The sequence below is a fragment of the Cupriavidus sp. SK-3 genome (assembly GCF_000611145.1).
In the GTDB taxonomy this organism is placed as follows: domain Bacteria; phylum Pseudomonadota; class Gammaproteobacteria; order Burkholderiales; family Burkholderiaceae; genus Cupriavidus.
Genome location: NZ_JFJV02000060.1, coordinates 60579 through 84043 on the forward strand (window position 1 = coordinate 60579; position 23465 = coordinate 84043).

19 protein-coding genes and 1 pseudogene are annotated in these 23465 nt (G+C 66.9%); 8 read left to right on the top strand and 12 right to left on the bottom strand.

What is annotated here, in order from left to right:
* Window positions 1–13: 13 nt before the first annotated feature.
* The 4 genes from CF70_RS06785 to CF70_RS33715 form a co-directional block, all read right to left on the bottom strand.
* Window positions 14–802, bottom strand: a complete 789-nt coding sequence (locus CF70_RS06785; RefSeq protein ID WP_035862289.1) for an ABC transporter ATP-binding protein — start codon at window positions 800–802, stop codon at window positions 14–16.
* A complete protein-coding gene (locus tag CF70_RS06790) occupies window positions 802–1797 on the bottom strand; it encodes a tripartite tricarboxylate transporter substrate binding protein (RefSeq protein ID WP_035862347.1) in 996 nt (331 codons plus the stop codon). Before CF70_RS06790 ends, CF70_RS06785 begins: the two co-directional genes overlap by 1 nt.
* 228 nt (window positions 1798–2025) lie before the next feature.
* Entirely contained in the window at window positions 2026–2649 is a 624-nt protein-coding gene (locus CF70_RS06795) for a response regulator transcription factor (RefSeq protein WP_035862291.1), read from the bottom strand.
* Window positions 2646–4061 (bottom strand): sensor histidine kinase, encoded by a 1416-nt coding sequence (locus CF70_RS33715; RefSeq protein ID WP_081862051.1) that lies wholly within the window; start codon window positions 4059–4061, stop codon window positions 2646–2648. The genes CF70_RS06795 and CF70_RS33715 overlap by 4 nt, the downstream gene beginning before the upstream one ends.
* A gap of 167 nt (window positions 4062–4228) precedes the next feature.
* On the opposite strand from CF70_RS33715, the gene CF70_RS06805 reads away from it, so the two are divergent.
* Window positions 4229–6682: a TonB-dependent receptor gene (locus tag CF70_RS06805; protein WP_152561710.1), complete on the top strand. Its 2454-nt coding sequence runs from the start codon at window positions 4229–4231 to the stop codon at window positions 6680–6682.
* 97 nt (window positions 6683–6779) lie between these two features.
* Here CF70_RS06805 and CF70_RS06810 read toward each other — a convergent pair whose 3' ends face one another.
* Window positions 6780–8090, bottom strand: a complete 1311-nt coding sequence (locus CF70_RS06810; protein ID WP_035862294.1) for a hypothetical protein — start codon at window positions 8088–8090, stop codon at window positions 6780–6782.
* 345 nt (window positions 8091–8435) lie between these two features.
* Here CF70_RS06810 and CF70_RS06815 point away from each other — a divergent pair, with 345 nt between their 5' ends.
* The 4 genes and pseudogenes from CF70_RS06815 to CF70_RS06830 all read left to right on the top strand — a co-directional run bounded on the left by CF70_RS06815 (window position 8436) and on the right by CF70_RS06830 (window position 10839).
* Complete coding sequence (locus tag CF70_RS06815) at window positions 8436–8957, top strand: hemerythrin domain-containing protein (RefSeq protein ID WP_035862296.1); 522 nt, start codon at window positions 8436–8438, stop codon at window positions 8955–8957.
* A gap of 319 nt (window positions 8958–9276) precedes the next feature.
* Window positions 9277–9858: pseudogene (locus CF70_RS06820) on the top strand (Crp/Fnr family transcriptional regulator); the annotation flags it as partial.
* Between the two features lie 112 nt (window positions 9859–9970).
* Window positions 9971–10270 (top strand): DUF2249 domain-containing protein, encoded by a 300-nt coding sequence (locus CF70_RS06825; RefSeq protein ID WP_035862299.1) that lies wholly within the window; start codon window positions 9971–9973, stop codon window positions 10268–10270.
* Between the two features lie 119 nt (window positions 10271–10389).
* A complete protein-coding gene (locus CF70_RS06830; protein ID WP_035862301.1) occupies window positions 10390–10839 on the top strand; it encodes an RrF2 family transcriptional regulator in 450 nt (149 codons plus the stop codon).
* A gap of 37 nt (window positions 10840–10876) precedes the next feature.
* Here the strand turns inward: CF70_RS06830 and CF70_RS06835 are convergent, their stop codons facing one another.
* The 7 genes from CF70_RS06835 to ytfE all read right to left on the bottom strand — a co-directional run bounded on the left by CF70_RS06835 (window position 10877) and on the right by ytfE (window position 18816).
* On the bottom strand, window positions 10877–12064 hold the full coding sequence (locus CF70_RS06835) for a hypothetical protein (protein WP_235184919.1): 1188 nt from the start codon (window positions 12062–12064) through the stop codon (window positions 10877–10879).
* Entirely contained in the window at window positions 12013–12366 is a 354-nt protein-coding gene (locus CF70_RS06840) for a metal-sulfur cluster assembly factor (protein WP_051648098.1), read from the bottom strand. Before CF70_RS06840 ends, CF70_RS06835 begins: the two co-directional genes overlap by 52 nt.
* A gap of 138 nt (window positions 12367–12504) precedes the next feature.
* On the bottom strand, window positions 12505–13149 hold the full coding sequence (locus CF70_RS06845; protein ID WP_051648099.1) for an anaerobic ribonucleoside-triphosphate reductase activating protein: 645 nt from the start codon (window positions 13147–13149) through the stop codon (window positions 12505–12507).
* Between the two features lie 73 nt (window positions 13150–13222).
* The gene (gene nrdD / locus CF70_RS06850; protein ID WP_035862303.1) at window positions 13223–13423 is read right to left on the bottom strand and encodes an anaerobic ribonucleoside-triphosphate reductase; all 201 of its coding nucleotides are present in this window, start codon (window positions 13421–13423) and stop codon (window positions 13223–13225) included.
* Between the two features lie 75 nt (window positions 13424–13498).
* Entirely contained in the window at window positions 13499–15529 is a 2031-nt protein-coding gene (locus tag CF70_RS06855) for a ribonucleoside triphosphate reductase (RefSeq protein ID WP_035862304.1), read from the bottom strand.
* Between the two features lie 280 nt (window positions 15530–15809).
* Window positions 15810–18095, bottom strand: coding sequence for a nitric-oxide reductase large subunit (locus CF70_RS06860; protein ID WP_035862315.1), 2286 nt, complete (start codon window positions 18093–18095; stop codon window positions 15810–15812).
* A 40-nt stretch (window positions 18096–18135) separates the two neighbouring features.
* A complete protein-coding gene (ytfE, locus tag CF70_RS06865; RefSeq protein ID WP_035862317.1) occupies window positions 18136–18816 on the bottom strand; it encodes an iron-sulfur cluster repair protein YtfE in 681 nt (226 codons plus the stop codon).
* Between the two features lie 149 nt (window positions 18817–18965).
* On the opposite strand from ytfE, the gene norR reads away from it, so the two are divergent.
* The 3 genes from norR (at window position 18966) to CF70_RS06880 (ending at window position 23454) form a co-directional block, all read left to right on the top strand.
* The gene (gene norR, locus CF70_RS06870; protein WP_035862358.1) at window positions 18966–20534 is read left to right on the top strand and encodes a nitric oxide reductase transcriptional regulator NorR; all 1569 of its coding nucleotides are present in this window, start codon (window positions 18966–18968) and stop codon (window positions 20532–20534) included.
* A 184-nt stretch (window positions 20535–20718) separates the two neighbouring features.
* A complete protein-coding gene (locus CF70_RS06875; RefSeq protein ID WP_200876706.1) occupies window positions 20719–22002 on the top strand; it encodes an MFS transporter in 1284 nt (427 codons plus the stop codon).
* 66 nt (window positions 22003–22068) lie between these two features.
* Window positions 22069–23454, top strand: a complete 1386-nt coding sequence (locus CF70_RS06880) for a NarK family nitrate/nitrite MFS transporter (RefSeq protein ID WP_035862318.1) — start codon at window positions 22069–22071, stop codon at window positions 23452–23454.
* Window positions 23455–23465: the final 11 nt, after the last annotated feature.

The window sequence follows — 23465 nt, forward strand, 5'->3', positions numbered from 1 at the left end:
GTGGGCGGCTTGTTCATGCCGGGACACGCTCGCTGGCGCGCTCGGTGGTATGGACTGGCATTGCGGGGAAGCGCGTCAGGGCCAGGAATGCCTGCTCCAGGCTGTCGCACTCGGCGGCGCCGCGCAGCGCGGCCGGCGTGCCATCGAAGCGCACCGCGCCCCGATGCAGCACGATCACGCGGTCCGCCTGCTCCACCTCCTGCACCAGGTGCGTAGCCCACAGCACGCCGGCCTGCGCCTGCGCGGCAAGCCGGCGCGCATCGGCAACGATCTGCGCGCGCGAAGCCGGATCGAGTCCGACAGTAGGCTCGTCCATCAGCAGCACGGCGGGCTCGTGCAGCAGCGCGCGCGCCAGTTCCACCTTGCGCCGGTTGCCGCCCGAGAGCTCGCGCACGGATGCCCCCGCCCGCTCCGCCAGGCCGAAATCCTCCAGCAGCCGGGCAATCCGCCCGGCGGCAACGCGGCGCGCCATCCCATGCAGGCCTGCATGGAAATGCAAGTTCGACAAGACCGACAAGTCCAGGTCGATGGCCGGCTGCTGGAACACGATGCCGAGCCGGGCCAGCGCACGCACCGGGTGGCGCCGCATATCCACCCCCATGACCGTAACCCGCCCCGCGTCGGCCACGAACAAGCCGCTGAGGATCTGGAACAGCGTGGTCTTGCCTGCGCCGTTGGGGCCCAGCAGCGCGACGAATTCGCCGCGCCGCACGTCGAGCGAAACGCCGTCCAGCGCGTGCTGGTTGCCAAAGCGCTTGCGCACGGCTTCACAGCGCAGCGCCAGCGGGGATTCCGGGGCCATCACAGGTGCTCCTTCGGCTGGGCCGTGCCCACCCGCTCGGCGAAGCGCCGCTCCGCCTCCCAGGCGCGCTGCAGGTAGGCTTCGTACCGGGCGGTGTCCAGGTAGGTCAGTTCCTGGTCGTATCTGGCCAGCTCGGCCACGTGGCGGGGCTGTTGCATGGCGATGCGGAACGCGTCGTGCAGGCGGCTGACGATCAGCGGGTCGGTGCCGCGCGGCACGCCGATGCCATAGGGCGAGTTGTGGATCGCGTTGTCGAAACCCAGCTCGCTGACGGTCGGCACCTCGGGCCAGCGCGCCGAGCGCTGCGCGCTGAACACGGCCAGAAGGCGCATCCGCCCGCTCTCCACGAAGGGCGCGAAGCCGGTCGAATTCACGCCCGCCATCAGCGAGCCATTGGCCACCGCCAGCATCTGGTCCGCGGTGCCGCGGTAAGGCACGTGCACGTAGCGCACGCCGCTGCGTCCGAGCACATCCTCCATGGCGAGGTGGGCGGTGGTGCCGATGCCGGTCGAACCCACCGTCAGCGCGCCGGGATGGGCCCGGCCCCAGGCAATCAGGTCTTCCAGCGTGTGGAAGGGGCTGTCCGCGGGCACCACGATGCCGAAGGTGTAGCCGGAGATCATCAGCACCGGCTGGATGTCGCGCAGCGGCTGCCACGCGGTTTTCTGCTGATGCGGGAAGCGATAGACCGTCAGCGGCAACTGGCCGATGGTGTAGCCATCCGGCCGCGCGGCGGCAAGCGCGCCGCCCACCAGCGTGCCGCCGGCGCCCGGCTTGTTCTCCACCACGATGGGCTGGCCGAGTTCCCGCCCGGCCAGTTCCGCCAGCACGCGCATCGAGATATCGGTGGCACCGCCCGCCGGCCACGGCACGATCAACGTGATCGGGCGCACCGGAAAGCGCGGCGCCCCCTGCGCTGGCGCGGCCAGCGCATTGGCCAGCGCATGCGCCAGGCCAAAGCCGAGCAGCAGCGCGAAAGCGAGGCGACGAAGCATGGCATGGCAGAAGGTGGAAGTGTTCATGCTGGCTAGAAGAGCAAGGCCGATACCATGTGCGGCGCAACATGCGGACTATCGGGCGCCTGGCCTTCTCCGGCGTCATCCTGGAGGCAGCCAGACATCGCTGCAGGGCTGTGCGTTGTGCAGTGCACTATTGATGGTTGTCCCGCCGTGGAACACGCCACCAGCGCCCGGGCCAGACCTGTCCCGTTTTGAAACAGAGGCTCAGCCGAAGCCGTGCTCCACCGCATAGCGATGCATTTCCACCCGGTTGGCCAGGCCCATCTTCTTGCGGATCAGCGTCTGGTAGTTCGCCACCGTCTTGGTGCTGAGATAGAGCTGCGCGGCCACTTCCTCGATCGCCGTGCCGCGCGCGAACAGGCGGAACAGGTCGAACTCGCGCGGCGACAAGGCCAGGTGCGGCGGCGGCCGGCTGCCGGCATCGACCAGGCCCGCGACATCGTCGGACAGCGCCTGCCCCCCGTTGGCCACCTTGCGCACCGCGTCCACCAGTGCCTCCGGCGCACTGCTCTTGGTCAGGTAGCCGGCGGCGCCGGCCCGCATGGCCTGGCTTACGATGGCGGCGCTGTCGTGCATGCTGAACACCAGGATCCGTAATGCGGGCACCCGCGCGCCCAGCCGCTGCAGCACTTCCATGCCGCCGCGTCCGGGCATCGACAGGTCCAGGATCAGCACGTCGGCCGAATGCTGTGTCAGCCAGGCGTAGGCGGCATCGCTATCGCCGAACTCGGCTACCACGCGCACCCCCTCCTCCAGTTCGAGCAGCCGCCGGTACCCGGTTCGCACTACCGCGTGATCATCGGCAATGACTACGTCGATCGTTTTCATTTGCTCTGGCTCCCATGCGGTTGAACCGGCTCGGCGAAGGCTTGCTGCGCAAGCGGGAAGCTGGCGCTCAGGCGGCAGCCGGGCGTGGCAACGACCGCAGCAGAGGCAGGTTCGATATGCAGCGTGCCCAGATGGGCCCACGCGCGCTCCTGCATCCCCCGCAGGCCATGACTGCACTGCAGGGCCGCGGCAACGTCGGCAATGCCCTGGCCGTCGTCCTCCACGCTCCAGCGCACCGCCTCCCCTGCGGCCGTGGCGGCAATGCGGATCGCCACGCGGCGCGCGCCGGCATGGCGCATCGCGTTGGTCAGCGCTTCCTGCGTCATCCGGTACAGCGTCAGGACCAGGTCCGGGCCCGGCGCCACGCCACCAAGCGCCACCTCACAGTCCACCTGCGTCTGCTGGCCCGGCTGGTCGCGCCAGGCTTGCACCAGGTCCTGCAGCAAGCGCTCCACTGAGGCCAGCCGGCCGTCGGGCTGCACGCCGTGCGGCCGAAGCCGGTGCAGCAGATGGCGTACCTCGTGCTGGATCCTGGCGCAATGCCCGGCCAGGTCGTTGGCCACGAGTTGCAGCACGGGCTCATGGACGCTCTTGCGTACCAGATAGGCGGCATCGGCGCGCATTGCGGCGAGCACCTGGCCGAACTCGTCGTGCAGCTCCCGCGCCAGGCGCGCGCGCTCGCTTTCCTGGGCAGTCAGCAGCTTGCGGCTCAGGGCGCGGCGCTCCGCCTGGGCATCGTCCAGCGCACCGGCCAGGTGGTTGAGCGCACGGCCGACCTGGTCCATCTCGCGCGTGCGCATGGGCGGCAGGCGCACGCTGTAGTCCTTGTCTTCGTAGCGCCGGATAGCCTCCAGGATCTGTTGCAGGGGAGCAAGCGCCCGTCCCAGGGCCCAGTGGATGCCAAACAGTAGCAGCGCGCCATAGACGGCCAGCACGGCGAGATTGCCGGCCATGTCGTCGCTGGCTTCCTGGATTTCGCTCTCAGGATTCCAGCGCAAGGCGGCGCGGTAGGTGGCGCCGTCGCGGGTGCGGATCTCCCAGCGGCTTTCCAGCCGCGCCGCATCGGCGCCCAGGCCCGGAAGGGCAAGCAGGCCGCCCCAGGCGGCGCTGTCCCGTGGCTGCGGCGTGCTCACCAGCACCTGGCCCGTGGCGTCCTCCAGATGCAGCCACAAGTGGCGCATCCGGGCCGATGCATTGATGGCGCGCAGGGCGGCAAGATGCGCCTCGCGTTCGTCCGGCGCCGCCATCTGCAAGGCCGACAGGCGAGGAATCAGTTGTGCCATGGCGTCCGCGCCACGGCGCTCGTCGCCGATGGCGCGCACCGCGAGCCATAGCGCGACCACCAGCGCGCAGCACAGGCAGGCCGCGGAGATCAGGATGGCACGGCTTAACAGATAGCGAGACATCGTCATGGCAATGACGCCCCCGGAAGGTTGCGGTGGCCGGTGGAATTCGCCTGCGGATCGGGAGGTTTTCCCGAAGCCCGAGGTATGGAACCTGCTCACTGTCCCTCGAGTTGTTTCCGCCAGGCCGGCACCCAACGCAGGTGCCCCGGCCAATCATTCCGAGGAGATGCAAGATGCCAGCCAACCTTCCCCCGCCCAGGCGCAGTGCCGTGCCGCGAGGCGCTGCCCTGCGCCCGGCGCCGCTGCGCCGCGCGCCACGGCGCGGCGCGGTCACCGCCATCGCACTGGCCGTGGCACTGCTGGCCGCCCTGCCCGCTGTTGCACAACAGGACAATGGTGTGCAAATCGGGGACAGTGCCACGCTGCCCGAGGTCCTGGTGGTGGCGGCGGCTCCGCTGCCCGGCATCGGCGTGGACCGCGATCTCGTGCCCTACACGGTACAGACGGCCAGCGGCGACGAGCTGAACGGCACGCGCACCGGCACCCTCGCCGAATACCTGGCGCGCAACTTCACCGGCGTCAACGTCAACGACATCCAGGGCAGCCCCTTCCAGACCGACCTCACCTACCGCGGCTTTCGCGCCTCGTCGATCCCGGGTGTATCGCAAGGGCTGTCTGTCTACCTGGACGGCATCCGCGTCAACGAGCCCTTCGGCGATGTGGTGAGCTGGGACATGATTCCCGAGTCCGCCCTGGAAAGCGTCTCGCTGGTCTCCAGCGCCAACCCCGCTTATGGCCTCAACACGCTCGGCGGCGCGCTTGCCATGACCACCCGCTCGGGGCTGACTTCACCTGGCTTCACCGCTGATCTCTCCTATGGCAGCGGCAACCGCAAGCGCGCCGACCTGTCAGGCGGCATCCGCAGCGACAGCGGCTGGCACGCCTTCGCCGCCGGCACCCTGTTCCAGGAGCACGGCTGGCGCGATCATTCCGAGGGCCGGCTCGGCAACCTGTTCATCAAGGCCGGACACGAGGGCGAGACCAACAGCTGGGACGTCTCCGTGCTGCATGGGCGCAGCACCCTGATCGGCAACGGCCTGGTACCCAGCTACCGAGCGAGCGGCAATGCCATGCTGCCCGGGCTCTATGAGAGCAATCGCGGTGCCGTCTATACCTATCCCGACAAAACCGAGAACATGGTCACCCAGGCCGCACTAAACGGCCGCCACTGGTTCGACGAGAAGACCAGCACCGCCGTGCTCGCCTATGTGCGCACCAGCCGCCGCGACACCACCAACGGGGACGTGAACCCGGTCTACGCGGCTTACACGGAAGACTGCGAAGACGGCTTCAACGCCGACGGCAGCCCGCGCAAGTCCCGCTGCGGCTACACCCGGGCCGAAGGCGCGGCGCTGGATCCGGCGGTGCTGAACACGACGCACATGTGGCAGCAGTCCATTGGCATGGCGTTCAGCTTCGCCAAGGAAACGGAAAAGCATCTGATCAACGCCGGGCTGACGTTCGACCGCAGCCGCCTGACGTACTCGCAGTACGAGCAGCCAGGCACCTTTACCGACGACCGCGGCGTGATCGCCAACCCGGATGCACCGAACGAACTGTTCTCCGGCGTCAGCGGCACCTCGCGCGCGATTGGCCTGTACCTGTCGGACACCTGGGCCGTGACGCCCAGCACCTTCGTGACGGGTTCGGCCCGGTGGAACCACGTGACCGTGAGCAATACGCTGCGCAACAGCGACGGCAGCGAGCAGCCGAACGAGAGCTTCACCTACCGCAGGCTCAACCCTGCGCTTGGCATTACGCAGAAGCTGGGCGCCGGGGTCTCGGTATTTGGCGGCTACGCCCAGAACAACCGCGTGCCGACGGCGCTGGAGCTGGGCTGCGCCGATCCCGCCCAGCCCTGCCGCCTGCCTGCCGGCCTGCAGGCCGACCCTTACCTCAAGCAGGTCGTCTCGCACTCCTATGAAGTGGGCGCGCGCTGGCGGCCCTCGAAGGACACCGAAGTGTCCGGCTCACTCTATCGCGTTGATAACCACGACGACATCCTCTTCTTGCGCGCCCCCAACACGCAGCAGGGCTACTTCGCCAATTTCGACCGGACCCGCAACCAGGGCTTCGACCTGTCCGCCCGGCAGCGCCTGGGCAACGTCACCCTGCGCCTCGGCTACAGCTATCTCGACGCCACCTATCAGGCCACCGGGCAGCTCGCGGTGGGCGAACGGACCATCGACGTCAAGCCGGGCATGCGCCTGGCCGGCCTGCCGCGCCACACCATCAAGCTGGGCGTGGACTGGCAGGCGCTGCCCGAACTGACCCTGGGAGCCGACCTGGTTGGCGTGTCCAGCAGCGTCACCAGCGGCAACGAAGACGGCCTGCGCGCCGACCCGCAGCCCGGCAAGGCGCCGAAGTCCGTGAACTGGAGTACGCCGGGGTATGCCACGGTCAACCTGCGCGCCTCGTATCGCGTGAGCAAAGGCTTCGAAGTCTATGTGCGTGTGGCCAACCTGTTCGACCGCCGCTACGAGACCTACGGGCAGATCGCCAATGACGTCTTTCCCAATGGCAATCTGCTGCGGCCGCAGAATACGCCGGGAGACAACGCCAGCGCACTGTTTGTTGCCCCCGGCGCTCCCCGCAGCGTCTGGGCCGGCGTGATTTGCCGCATGTGATCCGACAATGGGAGCGCGCCTTGCGCACCCGAGCACCTTGAACGCGATCAGATGCAGCCGGCATTCGGCTCGTCATGGCGGGAGATCCCGCCTGAATTCAACGATCCGTTTTCCTGGCCAGATCAGAATGCCGAGGTGGCAACCCGCCGGTGCTCATGGTGCGGCGGAGGCAGCGCACTGCGCGCAACAGTTGCAAACCGAGCCAGAAGTTGGCCGCTGCAAACAGCACGCCACCAGGCAAAGCCAGCCATCGCGGGGCTAGCGGCAGCGCCAGCAGCAGGACATAGGCCAGCAGCAGCAAGTTGGCTTGCCAGCGCTGCTGGCCTGGCGAAATCATCGCCTGCATGGCGGGAATCCGGGCCGGCAATGGCAAGCGGCGGCGCAAATGCATCCAGATCAGGAAAGGCACGATCTTGCCGATCATCGCCGTTACCGGCAATACGCCGCATCCGACCAGCACGGCGGTGCCGATCCACCAGGGGATCGCGATGGACGCAGGCACGGCGATGGCCGCGAGCGACAATGCCACCGCGCCGATGGCGCTCACGCAGGCGGCAGCCCATAGCCGCCAGCACGGATCATGGCGGCGCCGCGCGCACAGTAGGCCCCGCAGTCCGGATGCCGCGAGTGTTCCCAACAGCAATAGAAGCGGCGTTGCACCGGCGCCGGAAAATCGCGGCGCGTCGATCACGGCGCCGCTATAGGCCAGCAGAAGCAACCAGATTCCCCAAGGCAGGAAGCGTTCCAGCGCGGCCGGGAGACGCCTGGTCTGCCAGAACATCGGGACCACCGTGGTTGCGACACCGGTAACGAGCGTGGCCAGCCAGCCCACCAGTCCCCAGGCGACATGCAGCCGCAGCAACGGACCCGGCGCCAGTTGCCACTGTCCGCCCAGTACGCCGGCCAGCGCCGCGCCGGTCGTGGCCGTTGCGATCAGCGCGGCGCCTATGCCTGCCAGTGTTCGCGTGGTTGCGTCCACGGCGGCTACGCGCGCGCCTGCCCGAAGCAATGCCAGGCCGACCAGGCACAGGAAAGGCGCCCCAAGCACGATTGCCACGCGAAAACCGAGTGGCCGGCCGGCAAGGAATCCACCGGCCAGCCCGAGCGCCGTACCCCCTCCTATCAACGCGACCAGGCGAGCCAATGCATCGGACCCGCGTACGCGCACCCCGGCGACCACCGGCATCATCTGGAACAATGCCCCCACCATGACGGGAACCAGCATCCCCAGCGCAAGGAGATGGACCGCCGCCAGCACCGTCGGGGAGAAGCGGAACGGCAGGCCGGCAGAGGGACCGAATGCCAGCAGCAATCCCGCGGTGGCGCCAAGCCATGGCGCCGGCAGCAGGCAGCCAAGGACTACGGATGGCCGCGGTGCATTCTCGTATTTCAGGTGCGCAGCCCTCATGCTTCCTGCCATGCCATGGGGCGCTGCCGGCACAGGCGATGTGGCGCACCGGCATCCTCGCGGATTTCGGAAGGGGGAAGTCGGGTCGGCATCTTGTCAATCTCCGCATGCAGGGCAGCAGGGTTGCTGCATTCATCTGGAACTCACTCCTGGCGCCGCCATGCTAGACGCCAAACGCACGCATCGTGATTGATCGCGGCAAAGGGTTGCGCAACTGGCGAAGCTACCCATGAACCGGCAGCGCGCATCTTTGCGCTATCTCAACAATGCGTGCTTTGCTTCAGGCGATACTTGAGAGTCGGCAGCAGGCAATTGAAGGTTGCCGGGCCCAACCGGAGCGCAACAATGTTTTCTACCGCGGCCAGTCTTCCTGGCTTCGATTCACCGATTGAGCTGCTGCTGGCATGCCATGAGAAAGTCCGGCGTTTCGCCGGCCTGTGTTCCAGACTTGAGCAGCATGCGGCGCGGCACGGCGCAGATGAAGAGGCACGGGCCGCGGCCGCCAGTGTGTTGAGATACTTCCAGCTCGCGGCGCCGCTGCACCATGCGGACGAAGAGGAGGACCTGTTCCCCGCATTGCGGGAGCTGGGTGACGCCAGCCTGACAGCAAGTATCGACGAGCTGGATGCCGAGCATGAGTACCTGGGTGAATTGTGGTGTTGCGTGCAGCCCTGGCTGGAGGCGATGTCGCTGGGGACAAGGCACCCTGCTCCGCCTGAGCTCGAGGCGTTCTCCACCCTCTATCCCGAGCACGCATTGCGGGAGGAGCGCGAGGTCTATCCCGCGGCCGTCCGCCTGCCGCACGATCGCCTCGCCGGGATTGGCCAGCGCATGGCGCAACGAAGAGGCGCACGCCAGGAGTCCTGACCGTCATAGCTCGCCCGCCAGGACAGGGGAACTTGATCTGCCGCAAGACCCGGTTGACCGGGGCGTGGAATCCTATGCACTACGTAGCTGTCGCCGCACGCCGGGATACGCCGTCATTTGCCGGTCCGCAAGGCCGGCCTGCCCCAAAGGCAAGCTGCGACAGCTTGACCGATGCAACCACTGCCACTGAGGCAATCCATGCGCCACAAACTAAATCTCGAGGGGCTGCTGGGAAGCCTGCCGCTCTTCCGTAACCTCGACACAGAGCAACTGGCCGAACTGGCGGGCTCCTGCCATGAGGGCAGGGGATCCAAGCACNGAGGTCAGGGTATCCAAGCACAGCCATCTCTTCCGGCGCGGCGACGCGGCTGCGGGCTTATACGTTGTTGCCGTTGGCCAGATCAAGCTGGCACTGCCCTCGGTGCACGGCAACCCCGAGAAAATCGTCGAGTTCTTCGGCCCCGGCGAGGCATTTGGGGAGGCCGTCATGTTCCTTGACCGCCCCTACCTGGTGGACGCCCAGGCGCTCGACGACACGCTGCTTATCCTGCTCGACAAGCAGGATATATTTGCCGCCATCGATCGCGATCCGTCCTTTGCGCGCCGCATGCTTGCGGGCCTGTCGATGCGCCTGCATACCCTGGTGCAGGATATCGAGACGGTGAACCTGCACAATTCGCAACAGAGAGTCATCGGCTACCTGCTGAACGGGCCTCGCGAGGGCAACCTCACGCGCTTTGCCGTCAACAAGAATCTCATCGCTTCCAAGCTGGGGCTGTCGCCGGCAACGCTTTCGCGCACCCTGCAGCGGCTCAGCGAAGCGGCCTTGATCAGCGTGGCCGGCCCTGAAGTCGTGATTCACGATATCCAGGCGCTTCAGCGCAGGTTTGCCGGTGGGTAAGCGCGCCCTTGCCGCGTGAAACCCCAACCGGAAATTGCTTGACCGGCGTCAATCGCGGCGGGCCAATACCTCGCTAGCATGCTTGCGTAGACACGCTACCAAGGACGCTACCATGCAAACCAACACACCCTTTCTCTTCGACGCGCGCGGCATTGCCAAGCGCTTTCGCCATGCCGCGATCTTTGGCGCGCTGGAAGCGCTGGGCGAAGGCGAGTCGATGCGATTCGTCAACGATCACGATCCCCTTCCCCTGATCGAGCAACTGCGCCGGCGCTATCAAGATCAACTCCAGATTGCCTACGTTGAGCGCGCGGGCGATGCCGTGGTGATCGACTTCACCGTCCATCCCGCCGCTGCCACACAGGGATGCGGTAGCGCAAACGGCACGGGCTGCGGCTGCAGCGGCGGCTGAACCTCGCCCTCCTCCGCTGCATCCAGGCCGTCCGCGCCCTCCCGATTCGCCTTTTCCGCAATTGGCTTGCCCGCGGACAAGCCGGCCCGGGCAGGCCTGAATATCAACAGGTTCATACGATGCGCCTCACCACCATGACCGACTACGCGCTACGGTTGCTGATCTACGTTGCGCGACATCCTGAACGGATGTGCACCAATAGCGAGATCGCACAGGCCTACGGCATCTCCAGAGCACACATCGTCAAGGTGACGCACAAGCTCAGCCGCCAGGGATGGATCGCGACCATGCGCGGCAGAGGCGGCGGCATGCAGCTGTCGTCCGGGCCGGGAAGCATCAATCTGGGCGACGTGGTTCGCAGCGTGGAGCCCGATTTCGATCTGGTTGCCGGCCTCGCCGACGGCAGCACCCGCAAGTTCGCGAGCGACGAGCATCTTTGCTGCGTCATGGATGGCGCTCGCCGGAGTTTCCTGCGGCATCTTGAAAGCTACACGCTCGCCGACCTGCTGGCGCGGGCCTTCCCGGCCCTGCCGCATGCCAGCGCAGTAGTAGATCCGGGCAGGCACTGAGGCCGGCCGATGTGGCCCTCGCCGTCCGGTGGAAGATTCAGGGCTGCCGGGGCCGTGGCGCCTCGCGCGCTCGCCATGCCCGCGCCGCGGCGGCGGCAACGGCGATGAAGAGCAGGATGGCGGCAACGTTGCCCGCCGCCGCCACGGCCCTGACTGCCGGCAACGCGTGGCCAAAACTCAGTCGCGCGGCCAGGGAGAGGTGCAGCACGGCAAGCGGCACATAGAAGCCATTGCCGAACTGCAGCTTGATACGCGTGATCGCCGGCAGGATGACAGGCGCATGCGCCATCACCATGCTGACGATAAAGCCCAGTCCCAGCGCATGCAGCGCGGCGTCGCGCCATGGCAGCCCTGCCGCGGTTGCCGCCCACGCCACGCCTGCCACCAACAGCCAGCCATAGCCCAGAAGCAGGCAGAGCGCCATGTAGCGGCTCAGTCCGTGGCTGCGCACCGTGCGGCGCGCAATGTCGAAGCGTGCCAGCCAGGCGGCAAGCAACGCCAGCGATGCGCCATAGACAACACCGCCGAGCCTGCCTGCGCTCCCGTCCAGCGCCGAGCCGGCGGCACCCAGCACCAGCATCGCCAGGATGGCAAGCAAGGCCGCTTGTGCGCCGGGCCTGCGGCGCATCAGGCGCGTCATCTCAAGCCGCTCGGCTGCGACCGTGACAACCAGGAAAATAAAGTACCAGGCGTTGACCGAGTCCAGCCAGTGACCTGACGCCAGTTCCGCGTTGCCGGCCAGCCAGGCCACCGCGGCGACCAGCAGCAAGGCGGTATGGGCGGCCGGCTGGCGCCGCACTACCGCCACGCTGACGCCCACGAACACCAGCGCGCCGGCCGCCATGGCCCACGCGCCGGCGGCAGGCAATCCCGCCACCATCAGCAAAGCGCCCAGCCCCGATGCCACTGGCGCCGCAAAGGCGGCGGGACGGCCTAGCGCCACCGCACGCTCGATGCCGATGACCGTGCCGAAAAAGCCGCCGGTCATCAAGGCGCCGTGAAACTGAAGCGCGTGCCACGGCAGGTGGTAATCGCCGCCCCAGGGCAGCGTCACGCCGGCGCGCAACAATCCGCCGAGCATGCCCGCGAGCAGTGCGATTACGGCCAGCAGCAGCACCGCCAGCCGGGGCCAGGTCTTGCGCTGGCGTCCTTGCGCGCGACGCGCGGCCACGCTCACCATCCCATGGCGTGCTTCGCGCTGGCGCTCATGCGCTCCGGCGTCCATGCGGGCTCCCAGCACAATTCCACATCGATCAGGTACCCCAGGGGCATCACGCCTTCCAGTTCGAGCTGCACATCGTCCAGGATCATGTCGGCCACCGGACATGCGGCGGATGTCATGGTCATCGAGACATGCACGGATCCGTCCGATACGGTGATGGCGTAGATCAGGCCAACGTCAAGGACGCACAGTGCCAGTTCCGGATCCACCACGCGGCGCAGGGCGTCCATGATGGGCATGCGCCATTCCTCCGGCCCGTGGTAGTCAAGCCTGCGTGCCTCGGTTGAGGCTTGCCTGGTGAGCATGCTTCTCTCCTTGTCGAATTCCTGCTATTGCTGTTATAGCTGTTATTCCTGTTACGCAGCTTTCATCGTAGTACGGGCCGCGTCTTCTGCGTGGCCCGTACTGCGATCGATTGACCTTGCGCAAGGCCGGCGCTTCCGTCAGGCCTTGCGCAGCGTGAAACGGTTGAAGTGCGATGCCAGCCTGTCGACATCGCCGCGGCCAAGCGATGCGCTCGCGCCGCTGCCGCGGCTCTCCTGCAGCGCCCAGTGCGTTACGCCAAGCGCTGCGATGCCCTCGGCCAGCACATGCAGCTCCGCGATATCGAACAGGCCGGCGTGCCAGGTGGTGCGGCACTCGCCCGCCACGCCGCTGGCAAGCCACCGGTGCAGCGATTCCCACGCCCGCTCCCCGCTGCCCGGCACCCGCGTCACGCTGTCATAGCGATGCAGCGGTGCCTTGAGGTCCAGGCCGATCCAGTCCAGCCGGGGCAGGATGGCGGCCAGGCGATCGGGGTACATGCCGGCGGTGTGCAGCGCGACCTCGAAGCCCCCGGCCCGCACGGCCTCGATGGCACCGGGCAGTCCCGCCTGCAGGGTTGGCTCGCCCCCGGAAAACACCACGCCGTCGAGGAGGCCCCGCCGCGCCTGCAGGAAGGCCTGCACGTCCGCCCAGGCGATGGCGGGTGGCGCGCTGGCATCCAGCAAGTCCTGGTTGTGGCAGTAGCCGCACCGCCAGGGACAGCCCTGGCAGAACAGGACGGCGGCCAGGCGCCCGGGGAAGTCGATCGTGGTCAGCGCCGTCATGCCGCCAATACGCAACGTGGGCAACGTGGGCAACGTGGCCGCGTCGTGCCGGCGCCTGGCCACCGCGCAAGCGTCAGCAGGCAACGGCATGGGGCTGCGCGAAGAAGCGGCGCTCGCGGTGCTCGCCCTGCTTGCCGGTATTGAAGCTGGAAACCGGCCGGTGGTAGCCCATCACCCGGGTCCAGACCTCGCAGGGCTGGCGCTCCTCGTCGCGCAGCACGGCGTCGCGAGGCTGGGATTGCATGGATGGCGAGGATTGAAATTGGTGAGTCATCAGGTTTGCTCCGTCTTGAGAGTGGGTTGAAACAACAGAAAAACACAAAGGAACGAGAAGAACGGTTGAGCCGGGTCAGGCGGCGATCTGTTCCCGCTTGCGCGCGAGGATCTCCTCGTCGCAGCGCGGGCAGAACGGATGCTCGCCGGCGAGGTAGCCGTGCGTCGGGCAGATCGAGAAGGTCGGCGTCACCGTGATGTACGGCAGGCGGAAGCGTGTCAGCGCGCGCCGCACCAGCTCGCGGCAGGCCTCGCCGCTGGACAGGCGCTCGCCCATATACAGATGCAGCACCGTGCCGCCGGTGTACCTGGACTGCAAGGTCTGCTGCCGCGCCAGCGCTTCGAAGGGGTCGTCGGTCCAGCCGACCGGCAACTGCGAGGAGTTTGTGTAATAGGGCTGCGCCGCCGTGCCGGCCTGGCGGATCTCCGGCCAGCGCTTGCGGTCTTCGCGGGCAAAGCGGTATGTCGCACCCTCGGCCGGCGTGGCTTCGAGGTTGTAGAGGTGGCCGGTTTCCTGCTGGAAGGCCACGATGCGCTCGCGCACGTGTTCCAGCAAGCGCAGCGCGAAGGCATGGCCCCACTCCGACGTGATGTCGTGCCGGTCAGCGGTGAAGTTGCGAATCATCTCGTTGATGCCGTTCACGCCCAACGTCGAGAAATGATTGCGCAAGGTGCCGAGGTAGCGCTTCGAATAGGGGAACAGGCCCTGGTCCATCAGGCGCTGGATCAGCTTGCGCTTGTTCTCCAGGCTCTGTTTGCCCAATTCAAGCAGGCGGTCCAGCGCGCGCAGCAGCGCCGCTTCATCGCCGGCATGCAGGTAGCCCAGGCGTGCGCAATTGACGGTGACCACGCCCACGCTGCCGGTCTGCTCGGCACTGCCGAACAAACCGTTGCCGCGCTTGAGCAGTTCGCGCAGGTCGAGCTGGAGCCGGCAACACATGGAGCGCACCATATTCGGCTCCAGCTCCGAGTTGATGAAATTCTGGAAGTACGGCAGCCCGTACCTGGCCGTCATCTCGAACAGCCGCGTGGCATTCTCCGATTCCCACGGAAAATCGCGCGTGATGTTGTAGGTCGGGATGGGAAAGGTGAACACCCTGCCCTTGGCATCGCCTGCCGTCATCACCTCGATATAGGCGCGGTTGATCAGGTCCATCTCTTCCTGCAGCTCGCCATAGGCGAACGGCATTTCCTGCCCGCCGATCACCGGCACCTGTTCGCGCAGGTCTTCGGGACAGGTCCAGTCGAAAGTCAGGTTGGTAAAGGGCGTTTGCGTGCCCCAGCGCGACGGCACGTTCAGGTTGTAGATCAGCTCCTGGATGCACTGCCGCACCTGGGCATAGGACATGGTGTCCTTGCGCACGAATGGCGCCATATAGGTATCGAACGACGAGAACGCCTGCGCGCCGGCCCATTCGTTCTGGAGCGTGCCGAGAAAATTGACGATCTGCCCCACGGCGGAGGACATGCGCTTGGGCGGCCCCGCTTCCACCTTGCCCGGCACGCCGTTGAATCCCTCATGCAGCAGCGTGCGCAGCGACCAGCCGGCACAGTAGCCGCTGAGCATGTCGAGATCGTGGATATGGATATCGCCGTTGCGGTGGGCCTCGCCGATTTCCGGCGCGTAGACATGGGACAGCCAGTAATTGGCGGTGACCTTGCCCGCCACGTTCAGGATCAGCCCGCCAAGCGAATAGCCCTGGTTGGCATTGGCATTCACCCGCCAGTCAGCCTTGCTCAGGTACTCATTGATCGAGGCTTCCACGTCGACCAGTGCCTTGCGATCCTGGCGCAGCCTGGCGTGCTGGCCGCGGTAGGCAATGAACGCACGCGCGGTGTTCCAGTAGTTGGCGGCGATCAGGACCTGCTCGGCCACATCCTGGATCTGCTCGACGCCTGGCGTCTGGTCATGGAAGCGGTATGCCAGGACCCTGGCCACCTGCTCGGCGAGGCTGGCTGCCTGCGCATCGTTGAACTCGCCGGCTGCCACGCCGGCGCGGCGCAACGCGGACTGGATCCGCTCGATGGCGAATGCCGTCTTTTCGCCATTGCGTTTGATGACCTCACTCGGCAGGCTGGCAACGACGGTTTCAGTACAGTGCTCCATATATTCTCCCAACAGCATTCACACTAGATGTGGGATAGAGCGTACCGCCCAAACACTATATGTAGATTGACGACGGACAAGCGTATGACATGTCGGAAGCTGTCAGGCGCGGACGGCAAGCTGTTTGCCTATCGATGGATGGCCGGGTGTCTGCGTACCAGCCCATGAACGCAAAAACAGCCGCTGGGCCGGGTGCCCGGGCGGCTGTTATTTCAACCAGGGCGGGTCGCCTCGACAGGGCCGCCGCAACCCGCTACTTACTTTGCGTATGTGAATGGGCTTAACGTTGCGCCGCGTTCAGGCGCCCTTCCGGCGCGGTCTGCGCCGGTGCCTTGCCGAGCAGGCCCAGTACCACTTGCAGCGCCATCGAGAGCGCGCCGACGATAAACACCACGTCGCCGAAGGTGCGCACCCAGCGCAGCGTCTGCAGGATGGGCTGCTGCATGAAGGCCTCGCTGCGCGCATACCACAGCCCCTGGCTGACGCTGGCGTGGAACTGGATGATGCCGATGGGCAGCAGGCTGGTGCCCATCATCAGGACCAGGCCCGCGTTGAGCCCCCAGAACGCCGTCTTCATCAAGCCCTGGTTCAGCGCGCAGGCAGGCCGTATGTAGCGCAGCACCAGCAGCGTGAAGCCCAGCGCCAGGAAGCCGTAGACCCCGAACAGCGCGGCATGGGCATGCACCGGCGTGGTATTCAGGCCCTGCACGTAGTACAGCGAGATCGGCGGGTTGATCATGAAGCCGAATACGCCGGCGCCCAGCATGTTCCAGAACGCCACGGCGACGAAGCACATCAGCGGCCACTTCAGGTTGGCCATCCAGGGTGCGCGGTCCTTCAGGCGCCAGTTCTCCCAGGCTTCATGGCCCAGCACGATCAGCGGCACCACTTCGAGCGCGCTGAAGCTGGCGCCCACCGCCATCACCGGCGTCGTGGTGCCGGCGAAGTAGAGATGGTGGAAGGTGCCAGGCAGGCCGCCCAGCATGAACAGCGACGCCGAGGCCAGGCTGGCCGCCGTGGCCATCGGCCGCGACACCAGGCCAAGCGTGGAGAAGATAAAGGCCAGCGCCGTGGTGGCGAACACTTCAAAGAAGCCCTCGACCCACAGGTGCACGACCCACCAGCGCCAGTACTCCATCACCGACAGGTTGGTGCGCTCGCCGTAGAACAGGCCGGCGCCGTAGAACAGGCCGATGGCCACCACCGAGGATGTCAGCAAGGCCAGCAGGTTCTTGTCGCCGCCCGGCGTGCGCAGCGCCGGCGCGATGGCGCGCAGCATCAACACCAGCCAGAACAGGATGCCGGCGAACTTGCCGATCTGCCACAGCCGGCCCAGGTCGACATACTCGTAGCCCTGGTGCCCCAGCCAGAAGTTGAGGTTCTCGGGCATGAGTTGCGCGATCGCCAGGTAGTTGCCGGTGAACGAACCCACCACGACCACCACCAGGGCCCAGAACAGCACGTCCACGCCAAGCTTCTGGTACTTCGGGTCCTTGCCGCCGTTGATGAGCGGCGCCAGGAACAGGCCGGCAGCCAGAAAGCCGGTAGCGATCCAGAACAGCGCGCTCTGGATGTGCCAGGTGCGCATCAGCGTGTACGGGAACCACCTCGACAGCTCGATGCCGTAGAAACTCTGCCCCTCCACCGTGTAGTGGGCCGTCACGCCGCCGATCAGCACCTGGAACACGAACAGCGCCACCACCAGGAACAGGTACTTGCCCAGGGCGCGTTGCGACGGCGTGAGCGCGAACGTCGTGAGCGGGTCGCGCGCGGCCACGGCGGGCGGCGCCTCTTCATGCCCGCGCAGGAATGCCCAGGCCCATACCAGGAAGCCGACACCGGCCAGCAGGACCACCACGCTGGCGATGGACCAGATGATGTTCTCGCTAGTGGGCTGGTTGCCGATCAGCGGCTCGTGCGGCCAGTTGTTGGTGTAGGTGGCGCTCAGGCCGGGACGCTCGGTGGCGGCGGCCCATGCGGTCCAGAAGAAGAAGTGCGTCAGCTTGGCGCGGCGTTCGGCGCTGGGCAGCGTGTTCTCCTTCATGGCGAAGCTTTCGCGGCTCTTGCGCAGTTCCGGTGCGTCGGAGAATAGCCGCGCGTAGTAGGCGCCGGTGTCGGCGATGGCCTGTGCGCGCCGCGCGGAGACGGTGAGCACGCCACTGTCCGGGTCAACGCGGTTGCCACGGTACTCGGCGCGGAGCTGCTCGCGCAGCGCGGCCTGTGTCGGCCAGTCGAGCACGGCATAGGTGCGGCCGTAGGTATCCCGCGCCGCCAGGTCGAGCCAGGCGGTCAGCTCGCGGTGCAGCCAGTCGGCTGTCCAGTCCGGCGCCTGGTAGGCACCGTGGCCCCAGATGGAGCCGAGTTGCATGCCGCCGACGGATTGCCATGCGGTCTGGCCGTCGAGGATATCGTCCTTGCTGAACAAGACCTTGCCGCCAGCGGTCGCGACTTGCTGCGGAATCGGCGGCGCCTTGCGGTAGACCTCGGTGCCGTAATAGCCAAGCAGCGAAAAGGTGACCGCCACGACGGCGATCAGGGTGAACCAGAGTCTTTTGTATTGTCCCATGATGGGTCTCGCTGTAATACGTGCGCCTGTCGCGATCGGATCAGGCGTGGGCCGGGGCGGCTTGCTCGGCGTTGTCGAACAGGATGTTGTTCTCGAGATGGATGTGCTCCATCAGGTCTTCCCGCAAGGTGCGCAGCCCCAGGTACAGCGCGCGCCAGGTGTTGCACGCGGCGCGGGGCAAGGTGATGTCGTTGGTCAACTCGCTGAGACGTTGCAGCGCCTGCCCGTGCTCGTCGTGCTCCATGCGCATGACCGTGATGGGGCCGCCCGCCATGCCGCCGAGCTCGCGCGCGAGCAGCGGGAACAGGACCTGCTCTTCCTTCTGCATATGGCTCTCCAGCTCCTGCTGCATGACGCACAGGTGGTCCGCCAGGCCAAGCGGGCAATCCTCGCGGTCGCCATGCACCTGCTCCACCCGGCGCGCCAGGCGGATCAGCTCGGGCAGTTGCTGCCGATGCACCTCGTGATAGCGCGCGAGGATGTGGGCGATCAGGTCGGCCGCGGACGCGCTGCCCCAGTCGCGGCCGTCGCGCTGCGCCTGGGCTTGTAGCGACAGCAGGCTTGCCTCGACGGCCTGCGCATCCAGGCCCGCGGCTTGCGCGGCCTCGCCCAGGGTCTGCTTGCCGCCGCAGCAGAAATCGAGCTGGAAATCGTGAAATACCCGGGTGGCGCCGGGAATCTGGCGGGCGAGCTGGCCCAGCGATTGTTCGCTCATGCTCATGATGTTCTCCTGTGTAAGATGTGCATCACTCACATAGCGAAACCCGTGCCCGAAAAATTAACGAAAAAAATCAAAGACTTAATTTTTTCAGGGTACTATTTACCCTTATCAAACAAGGGTGAAAACAACCCCATAGGGTTAAATTGACCATGATGGAAAATCTATTGCTGACGGATCTCGTCGCCGACCTGCCGCAGGCAGTGCGGCTGCAGCGGCTGGTCAGCAGCCTGCGTGCCCACTTCCGCTGCGGCGCCGTGGCGCTGCTGCAGCTTGAGGAGGATCAGTTGCGGCCAGTGGCAACCGACGGGCTGGTGCGCGATGCCCTCGGGCGGCGCTTCGCGGTGGGACTCCATCCACGCCTGGCCGCCATCCTGGCCAGGCGCGACGTGACCTGCTTCCACCATGACAGCGTGCTGCCCGACCCCTACGACGGGCTGATCGACGAGCGCGTGGGCGAGCCCCTGCCGGTGCACGACTGCATGGGCACCAGCCTGCATGTGGAAGGCCAGCCCTGGGGCGTGCTGACGCTCGATGCGTTGACGGTCGGCACCTTTGGCGAAGAGGCGCAGGCCGATTTGCGGCAGTTGACGGTGGTCGTCGAGGCGGCGATCCGTACCACACGGCTGGAAGCGGAGATCCGCGCGCTGCGGCTGACGCGCGGCGAAGCCCCGCAAGGCGACGCCGCCCGGGACGATGGCGAGATCATTGGCCAGAGCGAGGCGATCGGCCGCCTGCTGCATGAGCTCACGGTGGTGGCCGACTCGGAACTCCCGGTGCTGCTGCTGGGCGAAACGGGCGTGGGCAAGGAGTTGTTCGCGCACCGGCTGCACCGGCTCTCGCGGCGGCGCGCGCAACCGCTGATCCATGTCAACTGCGCCGCACTGCCGGAATCGCTGGCCGAGAGCGAGCTGTTCGGGCACGCCAGGGGTGCGTTCTCGGGCGCGGTGGGCGAAAGGCCTGGCCGTTTCGAAGCGGCCGACGGCGGCACGCTGTTCCTTGACGAGGTGGGCGAACTGCCGCTCTCGATCCAGGCCAAGCTGCTGCGCACCTTGCAGAACGGCGAGATCCAGCGCCTGGGTTCCGACCGCCCCCGCCGCGTCGACGTGCGGATCATCGCGGCCACCAACCGCAGCCTGCGCGATCACGTGCGCGACGGCTCGTTCCGCGCCGACCTGTATCACCGGCTCTCGGTCTACCCGATCCCGATTCCGCCGCTGCGCGAGCGCGGCAACGACGTCTTGCTGCTGGCCGGCCGGATGCTGGAACTCAATCGCGCCCGGCTCGGCCTGCGCAGCCTGCGCTTGTCCGGCACGGCCGAGGCCGCGCTGCGCCGCTACCCCTGGCCGGGCAACGTGCGCGAGCTGGAACACGTGATCAGCCGCGCCGCGCTCAAGACCGTCAGCCGCGGCGCGAACCGCAACGACATCATCACGCTGGAGGCGGAACTCCTCGATCTCGACGGGCTGGAGCCAGCGCCGGCCGGCGCGGCAGCTCCGCTGCCACCCGCCGGGCCGCGCGCGTTCGTGCCATCAGCCGACACCCTGCGCGAGGCGGTAGACCAATGCCAGCGGCACTGCATCGAGCAGGCACTCGCCGCGCAGGGCGGCAACTGGGCGCAGGCCGCCCGCCAGTTGGGCGTGGACGCGAGCAACCTGCACAAACTCGCGCGCCGGCTCGGCGTCAAGCCCGACGACAGGCCACAACGCATAGCGGGCTGAACGTACCCCGTCACCCGGCCTGGCGCCCTCTCCCGCGGCGCCGGGCGTGCCCCGTGCGGGCACACCCCTCCCCATCCGAACTAGCTCCACCGGCACCTGCAAATGTGCTGCCGGCGAATGGTCAATTGCGGTCGCGCTCTCTACGCTGGGAACCAATCGTCATTGTTGACACAGGAGCATGGCCATGGCCACCCAACCCTTCCCGCATGAGCCGGTGCCACCGCGCGCCTATGCGGTGCTGGTGTCCAGCACCTTCGCCTTCACCATCTGCTTTGCCATATGGATGATGTTTGCGGTGCTGGGCATTCCCATCAAGCAGCAGCTCGGCCTGTCTGAAACCCAGTTCGGCCTGCTGGCCGCCACGCCCGTGCTCAGCGGCGCGCTGGTCCGCCTGCCGCTGGGTATCTGGACCGACCGCTACGGTGGCCGCATCGTCTTCTTTGTGCTGATGCTGGCCACTGTCATCCCGATCTGGATGATCTCGCGTGCCACCACGCTCCCGCAGTTGCTTGTCCTGGGCTTGTTCGTGGGCCTCGCGGGCGGTTCTTTCTCGGTGGGCACGCCCTATGTGGCGCGCTGGTTTCCCCGCTCCCGCCAGGGCCTGGCCATGGGCATTTTCGGCGCGGGCAACTCCGGCTCGGCCCTGACCAAGTTCGTGGCACCGGCGCTGATCGTTGCCGCCGGCGGCAGCTGGACCGTGGTGCCGCGCGTGTATGCCATCGCCATGCTGGTCACGGCGGTGCTGTTCTGGGTGTTCTCGTCCAGCGATCCCGCTCACCGCGCCACGTCCTCGGCCAGCCTGCGCGACCAGCTCGCCATGCTGCGCGACCCGCGCGTGTGGCGCTACTCGCAGTATTACTCGGTGGTGTTCGGCGGCTATGTCGGCCTGTCGCTGTGGATGACCAAGTACTACATCGGCGAGTATGGCTTCGACATCAAGATTGCCGCCCTGCTGGCGGCCTGCTTCTCGCTGCCGGGCGGCGTGCTGCGCGCCATCGGCGGCTGGATCTCCGACCGCTACGGCGCGCACCGCACCACCTGGTGGGTGATGTGGGTGTGCTGGGTGGCGTTCTTCCTCCTCAGCTATCCGCAGACCGATTTCATCATCCACACGGCGCGCGGCCCGCAAGCCTTCCATATCGGCCTGTCGGCGCTGCCGTTCACCGCGCTGCTCTTTATCGTCGGCATTGCCATGGCGGTGGGCAAGGCCTCGGTGTTCAAGTTCATCGCCAACGATTTCGGCCACAACCTCGGCGCCGTCTCCGGCGTGGTGGGACTGGCCGGCGGCCTGGGCGGCTTCATCCTGCCAGTGCTGTTCGGCCTGCTGGCGGACCTGACCGGCGTGCGCAGCAGCTGCTTCATGCTGCTGTACGGCACCGTTTGCGTGAGCCTGGTGTGGATGCACTACAGCCAGCGCGGCAAGAGCGCGGGCGCCGGCCAGCGCGTGCTGGCGGCGCAGCCGGCCTGAACCGGCGCGCCGATTCCTCGATTCCCCGATTCCCCGATTCCTCCTTCCGTCACATAGGACATTGTCATGTCTAGCTCCGTACTAACCCGCTGGGAGCCCGAAAGCTCGACCTTCTGGCGCACCCAGGGCGAACGCATCGCCTACCGCAACCTGTGGATCTCGATCCTCGCGCTGATGCTCGCCTTCGCGATCTGGATGCTGTGGAGCGTGGTGGCCGTCAACCTGGACCGCGCCGGCTTCCGCTTCAGCAAGAACCAGCTGTTCTGGCTCACCGCGCTGCCCGCGCTCTCGGGCGCCACGCTGCGCATCTTCTACGCATTCCTGGTGCCGATCTTCGGCGGCCGGCGGTTCACGGCCATCTCCACCGCCACGCTGCTGGTGCCGGCGCTGGGCATGGGGTTCGCGCTGCGCGACCCGACCACGAGCTATCCCACCTTGCTGGTGCTGGCCTTGCTGTGCGGATTCGGCGGCGCCAACTTCAGCTCCTCGATGTCCAACATCAGCTTCTTCTTCCCCAAGGCCAAGAAGGGCCTGGCGACGGGGCTCAATGCCGGCATCGGCAACCTGGGCGTGTCGGTGGTGCAGTTCCTCACCCCGCTGGTGGTTTCCGTGGGGCTGTTCGGCGCCTTTGGCGGCGAAGCACAGACCTACCAGGCCGGCGAGGTGAGCAAGAGCCTGTGGCTGCAGAACGCCGGTTTTATCTGGGTGCCGTTCATCCTGGCCGCGACGCTTGCCGCGTGGTTCGGCATGAATGACATCGCCGATGCGCGCGCCTCGTTCGCCGACCAGGCGGTGATCTTCAAGCGCAAGCACAACTGGCTGATGTGCTGGCTGTACGTGGGTACCTTCGGCTCGTTCATCGGCTTCTCGGCCGGGTTCGCGCTGCTCACCAAGTCGCAGTTTCCCGGGGTCAACCCCACCGCCTATGCCTTCCTCGGGCCGCTGGTGGGCGCGCTGATGCGGCCCGTGGGCGGCTGGGTATCGGACAAGCTGGGCGGGGCACGGGTCACGCTGTGGAGCTTCGTGGCCATGATTGCCGCCGTGTTCGGCGTGCTGGCCACGCTGCCGCATGACGGCGCCGGCGGCAGCTTCCAGGGCTTCCTGGCCGCGTTCGTGGTGCTGTTCGCGCTGACCGGCATCGGCAACGGCTCGACCTTCCGCATGATCCCGGTGATCTTCCTGACCGAGCGCCAGCGCGCCGCGCGCGGCAAGGACGAGGCGGCGCAAAAGCAGGCGCTGCTGGACGCCGGCAAGGAATCGGCCGCGGTGCTGGGCTTTTCCGGCGCCATCGGGGCCTACGGCGGCTTCTTCATTCCCAAGAGCTTCGGCACCTCGCTGGAGCTGACCGGCTCGGCGGACGCGGCGCTTTACTGTTTCGTGGCCTTCTACGTGAGCTGCGTGCTGGTGACCTGGTGGTATTACGCACGCAAGAACGCGCCCATGCCCTGCTGAACGGCGCCGGC